The organism is Nitratireductor alexandrii (assembly GCF_004000215.1).
GTDB lineage: Bacteria > Pseudomonadota > Alphaproteobacteria > Rhizobiales > Rhizobiaceae > Mangrovimarina > Mangrovimarina alexandrii.
This window is the reverse complement of sequence record NZ_RBVY01000023.1, coordinates 1-7,147: the sequence shown is the minus strand read 5'-3', so window position 1 is coordinate 7,147 and position 7,147 is coordinate 1. Positions and strand designations below refer to the sequence as shown.

Annotated in this window: 7 protein-coding genes; 1 reads left to right on the top strand and 6 read right to left on the bottom strand. The window is 61.6% G+C overall.

Translation table 11 applies throughout. The features are described from left to right. From EP380_RS23260 to EP380_RS23235, 6 genes are all read right to left on the bottom strand, one after another. A partial coding sequence (locus EP380_RS23260) for an ABC transporter substrate-binding protein (protein ID WP_238720036.1) occupies positions 1-881 on the bottom strand: 881 nt, incomplete at its 3' end. Between the two features lie 217 nt (positions 882-1,098). Next, the gene (locus EP380_RS23255; protein ID WP_127601202.1) at positions 1,099-1,605 is read right to left on the bottom strand and encodes a DUF4142 domain-containing protein; all 507 of its coding nucleotides are present in this window, start codon (positions 1,603-1,605) and stop codon (positions 1,099-1,101) included. A gap of 177 nt (positions 1,606-1,782) precedes the next feature. Then, entirely contained in the window at positions 1,783-3,108 is a 1,326-nt protein-coding gene (locus EP380_RS23250; protein WP_127601201.1) for a TRAP transporter large permease, read from the bottom strand. Positions 3,109-3,111: 3 nt separating this feature from the next. Beyond that, a complete protein-coding gene (locus EP380_RS23245) occupies positions 3,112-3,609 on the bottom strand; it encodes a TRAP transporter small permease (protein ID WP_238720035.1) in 498 nt (165 codons plus the stop codon). A gap of 34 nt (positions 3,610-3,643) precedes the next feature. Then, positions 3,644-4,678 carry a TRAP transporter substrate-binding protein gene (locus tag EP380_RS23240; protein WP_127601196.1) on the bottom strand — a complete coding sequence of 345 codons (1,035 nt, stop codon included), beginning with the start codon at positions 4,676-4,678 and terminating at the stop codon, positions 3,644-3,646. 52 nt (positions 4,679-4,730) lie between these two features. Then, positions 4,731-6,416, bottom strand: coding sequence for a thiamine pyrophosphate-requiring protein (locus EP380_RS23235; protein WP_238720034.1), 1,686 nt, complete (start codon positions 6,414-6,416; stop codon positions 4,731-4,733). A gap of 147 nt (positions 6,417-6,563) precedes the next feature. Between EP380_RS23235 and EP380_RS23230 the strand changes: the two genes are divergently transcribed. Then, a complete protein-coding gene (locus tag EP380_RS23230; protein ID WP_127601194.1) occupies positions 6,564-7,118 on the top strand; it encodes an IclR family transcriptional regulator in 555 nt (184 codons plus the stop codon). Positions 7,119-7,147 lie beyond the last annotated feature (29 nt).

The following is a 7,147-nucleotide window of genomic DNA, read 5'->3' as shown; positions in this document are numbered from 1 at the left end:
CCAGAAATTGTCCGAGTCCCAGTTTGAAGTGTAAATCGACAGTTGAGGATGGCGAACCACACATGCGGGCCGGCCTGCTCCACAACATTCAGGTTGGCGTCGGAGCGGAATGACGCCAGGTTGTCCGGCGGCACTTCCACCATGATGTCGATGCCGCCTGCCATCATTTCCGCGATGCGGGTGTTGGCATCGGTGATCGGTCTAAAGACAACTGCCTCCAGCGCCGGCGCGCCATCCCAGTAATCCTTGTTGCGTTCGGCAGCCACGAGCTGGTTGGACTTCCACTCCGCGAACTTGAAGGGCCCGGTACCAGACGGATTGCGTCCAAAATCCTTGCCGTGCTGCTCCACTGCCGCCGGCGAGACGATCAGGCCTGTCGGATAGGCGAGGTTGGACAGGAAAGGCGCGAAAGGTTCGTTCAGCTTGAACTCAACGGTGCTGTCGTCGATGACGTTCACCGCCTCGACGGCCGAGAAATTGAAGGACAGCGGGAAAGGTCCCGTATCGTGGAAGGGATGGTCGTCCTTCAGCATCCGGTCGAAGTTGAACTTCACCGCTTCGGCATTGAACGCAGAGCCGTCATGGAACCTAACGCCTTGCCGGAGCTTGAAGGTATAGGTCTTACCGTCATCGGAGATCGTCCAGCTCTCCGCCAGCGCCGGCTCCACCTCGAGCGTCCCATCCTTGTAGCGGACGAGCCCGTCATAAAGGTTGACCAGGATACGGAAGTCATTCGTTGCAGTGACTGCATGAGGATCGAGCGACTTCGGCTCGGCGATCTGCCCGACGACCAGAACATTCGGGGGTGTCTGCGCTGCCGCCGAAACGCCAAACAGCGCAAGCGCGGTGACTACGACCGCGCGGTGAAACAGCCTCTTCATGGGGAAGATCCTTTCGATTTGGCCCGTTTGGCAGGTAACTTAACCCCCTGATCCGCGATGGCAAGGATGAAGGGTCCACGCATCGCGGCTTGCAGCTATCGCCCAAGCGTGCCGCCAGCTCCGCCTGTCATTCCTGCATGGTTCTGGGCCGGTCGGTTGCGCAGTGGGATTGCGGCTCTCGGTTCATTGCAGGAGCGTGCGCAACCTCGAGGCCCGTTCAACGGACGGAGAATTCCTGAGCGCGGATATAGAGGGTCCTGAGCCCACCCAAGTGGTTGGCGGCGAAGGCCTTCAGCGCTCCGTCCTGCCCGGTCTGCTGATACTCCTCTATCAGCTGGATCATGCTTTCCAGCGCCAGCACCTGGGCTGAGAAGTAGGCGTTGCTGAACTGCTCCTCAGTTGCCGTCTCGAGAGCCTGAAGCTTGTTCTGATATTCCTGAGACAGTTCGGGCGAGGGATCGAGGCCCTCCTGTCTGATCGCTTCCACAAGCTCCACCCCGAACCCCTGCCGCATCTGATCCGTTACCGTCTGGGCGAAGGTCTTGACGAATTCCTCCTGTCCGCGAGACGCCGCAACCTCTGCCGACTTCAGCACGAAGTTGCTTAGGCTGGTCAGACGGTCGGCGAACATCCGCTTCTCATCCTGCTGGGCAAAAGCCGGCGCGAGGTCAGCCGGCAGGAACAGCAGGACAAGAATCAATATGCCGGGGAGAGACCTGTACATCCGAATACCTTCCGTTGGGACGATCGCTATCGCGCCCGCGATCCGAAGCGCGAGGCACAAGGAGCGAACCGGATCGACCCTCCGAAGTTCCACCGACGGGCATAGTCGTCCGCGAGCGACGTGAATGCCCCCATCATGGCCGAGTTGATGGGGACCGCTCGACCGGCAGAGCCCGGTTCAGCCAGAGATCAGCCGTGGCAGCCAGAGCGAGATCACCGGAAAGGCAATCAACAGTGCCAGCCGCACAAGCTCGCCCAGGAAGAACGGGGCCACACCCTTGAATGTCTGGCTCATCGGCACGTCCTTCGCCAGGGAACTGATGACAAACACGTTCATCCCGACAGGCGGCGTGATCAACCCGAGCTCCACGACGATCAGCGCCAGGACGCCGAACCAGATCTTCACGTCCTCTGTCGGCATGCCGAAATCGAGTTCGCTCACCACGGGCCAGAAGAAGGGCATGACCAGCAGGATCATCGACATCGAATCCATGAGGCAGCCCAGGACGATCAGCGCAAGAAGCAGCAGGATGAGGATCACCATCGGCGAGAGACCAGAATTGACCATCATCTCCGCGGCGGCCTGGGGCACACCGCCCCGGGACATGAAGATCTTCAGGAGTTCGGCGCCGAACAGGATCAGATAGATCATCCCGCTGGTTTTCGCCGTCTCCAGCAGCGCCCAGCGATAATCGGACAGGCGCACGCCACGCCTGAGTGACCCGTAGAGCGCCACCAGGGCGACACCGACGGCCGCAGCCGGAGTCGGATTGTAGAGACCGACATAGATGCCACCGATGACGATGACGAAGATGCCGAGGACGGGAACGACTCCCAAGGTGGCCGAAATCCACTCCGACCAAGAGATCCTGTCTCCGGCCGGACCGGAATCCGGGACGACCCGCACGTAGATTGCGATCACCAGGATGAAGAGCACGACGGCGATGAGGCCGGGGAACAGTGCGGCGGCAAACATGGAGACGATATTCGCCTCGACAATGACCGCATAGACGACAAGAACGACCGAAGGCGGTATCAGGATTCCCAGAAGGCCGCCAGCCGCCAGCGTGCCGGTCGCCAGCGCGCCGGAATAGCGGTACCGCTTCAACTCGGGAAGGGCCACCTGGCCCATGGTGGTGGCCGTCGCCAGCGATGAACCGCAGACGGCGCCGAACCCCGCGCAGGCGGCAATGGCAGACATGGCGACGCCGCCGCGCATACGCCCGAACCAGGCGTTGGCGGCGCGGAAAAGGTCCTGCGACAGGCCAGCGCGGGTGGCGATGTAGCCCATCAGCACGAACATCGGGATGACCGACATGTCATATTTGGAGAACTGGCTGAAACCGAGCGTCTTCAACTGGTTGAGAAGTACCGCGTGGCCGTTCAGGGCGACGGTCCCAAGCGCGCCGACAAGGATCATCGCATAGGCAATCGGCATCCGTATGCCGATGAGGATGACAAGCGCTGCAAGGCCCACAAGCCCGAGTAGGAGACTCTGATCCATGCGTCACATACGTTCCTGCTGTGGGTGAGCGATGTCCCGATAGCTCTCAGCCAGCGTCACCAGCGACGCCAGGACAAGGAGCAGGAGGGAGATGACGATCGGGATGAAAGCGTAGCCGATCGGGATCTGCAGGATTGCCGTCTGATAGTCGTATTCGAACTGGTCGAGCGTCCCGATCCAGGTTCTCCACGCCATGATGGCCGCAAAGACCAGCGCCACGAGCGCGGAGAGCAAGATCAATACCGCACGCGAACGCCGTTTCAGTCCCGATGTGAAGATATCCGCGGTGACGTTGGCATCGGTCAACTGGCAGTATGGCAGGAAGCAGAAGACGCCGACCGCGACACCCAGCTCGGTCAGTTCGAAGTCTCCGGGCAACGGGTTGCCGAACGCACCCGTGATGACGCTGATCGTCTGAATGGCTACCACCAGGAGAATGACGACGCCACCGGCGAGCGCCCAGGCGGTGATGATGCGGTGGGTGAGGCCTTTCAGCCCCACCCCCCTATTGCCGGCTCGTCCGACCGCCATCGTCTTACTTGGCCGAATTGGCCGAGATCAATTCCCGGGCCTTGCTCACCAGGGTCGCGCCGTCGATCCCCTTGCCATCGACCTCATTGACCCAGCGATCGACGACCGGTTCAAGCACCGTCTGGAAGGCTTGTGTCTCTTCCTCGGTCAGCTGGATATGGGTGTTGCCGGCGTCCGTGGCGACCTTGATGCCGCCGTCGTCGATCTGCCGCCAGATATCGGCGGCCTTCGCCAGCCACTCCTCGTTGGAGTTATCGACGAATGCCTTCTGAACATCTTCGGGCAGCGAGTTCCACTTGTCCAGATTCATCGACACCTGGAAGATCGTGGTGCCGAAGCGGGTCATGTCGTGACCCTCGACCTGGTACTCGGTCTGATCCTGGAGCTTCAGGGCCGGGATGATCTCCCAGGGGATCAGGGCGCCGTCGACCACGCCCTTCGAGAAGGCCTGCGGGATATCCGGAACCGGCATGGCCGCCGGCGCCGCGCCGAGGGCTTCGATGACCCATGCGCCGGTGCGGGTTGGAACGCGCAACTTCTTCCCGGCCAGGTCTTCCGGCTTGCGGACTTCGTCCTTGACCATCTGGATGGCGTGGCCTGCATGGCTGTGCAGGAACATCACCTTCACGCCCTTGTACTCTTCGGCAAGGTGCTCGTCGAACATCGCGCGGATCGCCAGATTGGTCGCCTTGATGTCGTTGGTGTGGATGAAGGGAAGTTCGAAGACTTCCGTGCGCGGGAAAAGCCCCGGCGTGTAGCCATTGACCGTCCAGATGAGGTCAACGACGCCGTCGCGAACCTGGCTGATCAGTTCCGGGGGGGCGCCGCCGAGCGACATCGAGGGATAGATCTCGATCTTGACCTTGCCGCCGCTGGCTTCCTCGATGGATTTCGCCCAAGGCTCCAGCATCTGGGTCTGGGCCGGCGACTTCGGGCCCAGGAAATGATGGAGTTTCAGGGTGAATTCCTGCGCGAACGCCGAAGCGCTCAACGCGGTCGTGGCCATGGCCGCCACCAGCAGTGTCTTCAAGGTTTTCATTGGCATTTCCTCCCTGTTTAGCCTCTGAAGCGCCGGCATTGCCGGCATGTTATCACGCCACCCGTATGTCGAGCAGCGCAGTGCGCTTGTTCTGCATCACCTCCGTGACCGCAGCCTCCAGGGCCGCAGGCAGGTCGGCACGTTCCGTGACCTTCCGTCCCCATGCATTGCTGGCTTCGGCAATCTTGGTGAAATCCGGACTGGGCGAAAGCCCGGTCAGCGGCATCTGGTTCGCCTTGGCCGCATAGCCCTCCGGATACATCATGGTCACGGATTGCCGCACCGCCCCCCATTCCGCATTGTTGAGGATCAGGATCAGCACGGGAATATCGTAGGCTTCCATGATCTGATGGCAGGCCACGGGATTGGCGAACATATAGGATCCGTCGCCCAGCGTCGCGACCACCAGCCTGTCGGGCCGAGCAAGCTTCATTCCCATGGCGCAGGGAAGAGACCAGCCAAGGCCGCCGGAATGCGGCTCCTGGTACCATGCCTGCGGGTGATCAAGCGTCATCGGAGCGAGCGGACATCCGAGTTCCGACAGCACTGTCGCCTCATGTGCCTTCAGCGCTTCGGACAGGCACCAGGCCACATGGGCCTTCGTCATCCGCGGCCCGTCTTCGTCGCGCGCAACGGCAATCTCCGTTTCGCGCTGCTCCGTCAGTCTTGTCCGCAAGGGCCTTGCCCGCGCTTCACGGCCTGCCGGATCGGGATCACCCAGCTTTTCCATTGCAGCGGCCAGCGCAACCAGACCGGCCGAGGTTTCCGTCGCGATCGAGAGATCGGAGCGGAAGTTGCGCACCGGGAAGCGGCTGAAGAGCGGGTTGGGGCCGAGGTGAATGACCTTTGCAGCCGCGGGCGGCGAATGGATCTCCGGCATCCACGGCGCCAGCGCGTCTATGACCAGTACGACATCAGCGTCCTCGAGCCACGGAGCCGGATCGGCACCGGCCCACATCGGATGACTGGTCGGCAGGCCGATTTGCGTCGCCCAGTAATGGACCACGGGAATGGAGAAGCGGTCTGCCAGTTGCGAAAGCGCTGCGAAGCCCTCGGCGTCACCTGCACCGCGTTGCACGAAGATGACCGGCTTCCTCGCTCCCACCAGCCATTCCGCCGCCTGACTAATATCGCTCGCCGAGGCTTCGACGCGCGCGGGCCTAATCGTCGGCGTTGCGGCGGTTGCGGATGCATCGATCGTCTCGCTCAGGACTTCGCGCGGCAGGCTGAGATAGACCGGGCCCTTCGGGGTGGAGTTCGCGATCGCGTGGCCGCGGTCGAGCATATCCGATACCTGCTCGGGAAACCGCAGCTCGTAGTCCCACTTGGCGGCCTCCCGCACGAGTGCGGTCTGATCGCGCATCTCCTGACCCCAGCCGATCGGAACCGTACGCGCACCGAAGCGGCCTTTTTCCACGGTCGGTGTCCGGCCTGACATGAGAAGCATCGGAACGTGATCCGTGGCCGCATTGAGCGCACCGATCGCGCCGTTGGCGAGGCCGACATTAGTGTGCAGGATGACCGCCTGCGCCTTGCCGGACAGGAAATAATAGCCATGGGCCATGCCCATGGCTGCATGCTCGTGCGGAATGGTGATGGCCTGCGGCAGCGCAACGCCAGACGCTGCCGCTTCGGCCAGGCCCTCGATGATGGGCGGGAAATCAGTCCCGGAATTTGCGAACACGTAGTCGACGCCAAGCGTCTTCAGCCGGCTGAAGATAACACTGCCGGCTACCACCTGCCCATCGCCACTCCTCAACGCATCCACCCAGGCCCTTCGATCTGCTTGACATTTCACATAATGAAATACTGATTTCAATATCACGCTCTTTTGCACGTTGTGTCAAGCAGCTTCCAGCAAGTTTGCAGGAACGGTCAGGACCCCATGAGTACGCCCCTCAACAACTCGATCCTCAAGGCAGTCAGCATACTCGACCTTTTCGACGACAAGAGGCAGGAACTGACAGCCCGAGATGTGGCTGAACTTGGGGATATGAACGGCATCACGGCTCATCGGCTCTTGAGAACGCTGGCCGAAGCGGGCCTGCTGACTTCCCCCCGAAAGGGCCTGTACCGACTTGGAAGCAAGCTGATCGACTACGGGGAGAGGGCCAAGAGCTTCAGCCGCCTAGCGGCCCAGATCCAGCCCTTTCTCAATGGGCTGGCCGCGGAGACCAAGGAAGGAGCAATGGCAACGACCTTCGATGGGTCGGTGATCACCTGCATCGCGGCCGCCCATTCAGACCAGACCTTCAGCTTCAATGCGCGCGTGGGCGCCCGCATGGAGGCCTATGCGACAGCCAACGGCAAGCTGTGGCTGGCCATGTCCGAGCCGACCATGCTCAAAAGCTACCTGAACGCTACGGATCTGACGCCGCTTTCGGCAGACACCGTCTCCGATCCTGACGTTCTTTCACAGGAGCTGGAAATGTCGATTTAGGTTTGAAACCGAGACTCGCGCATTGAGTG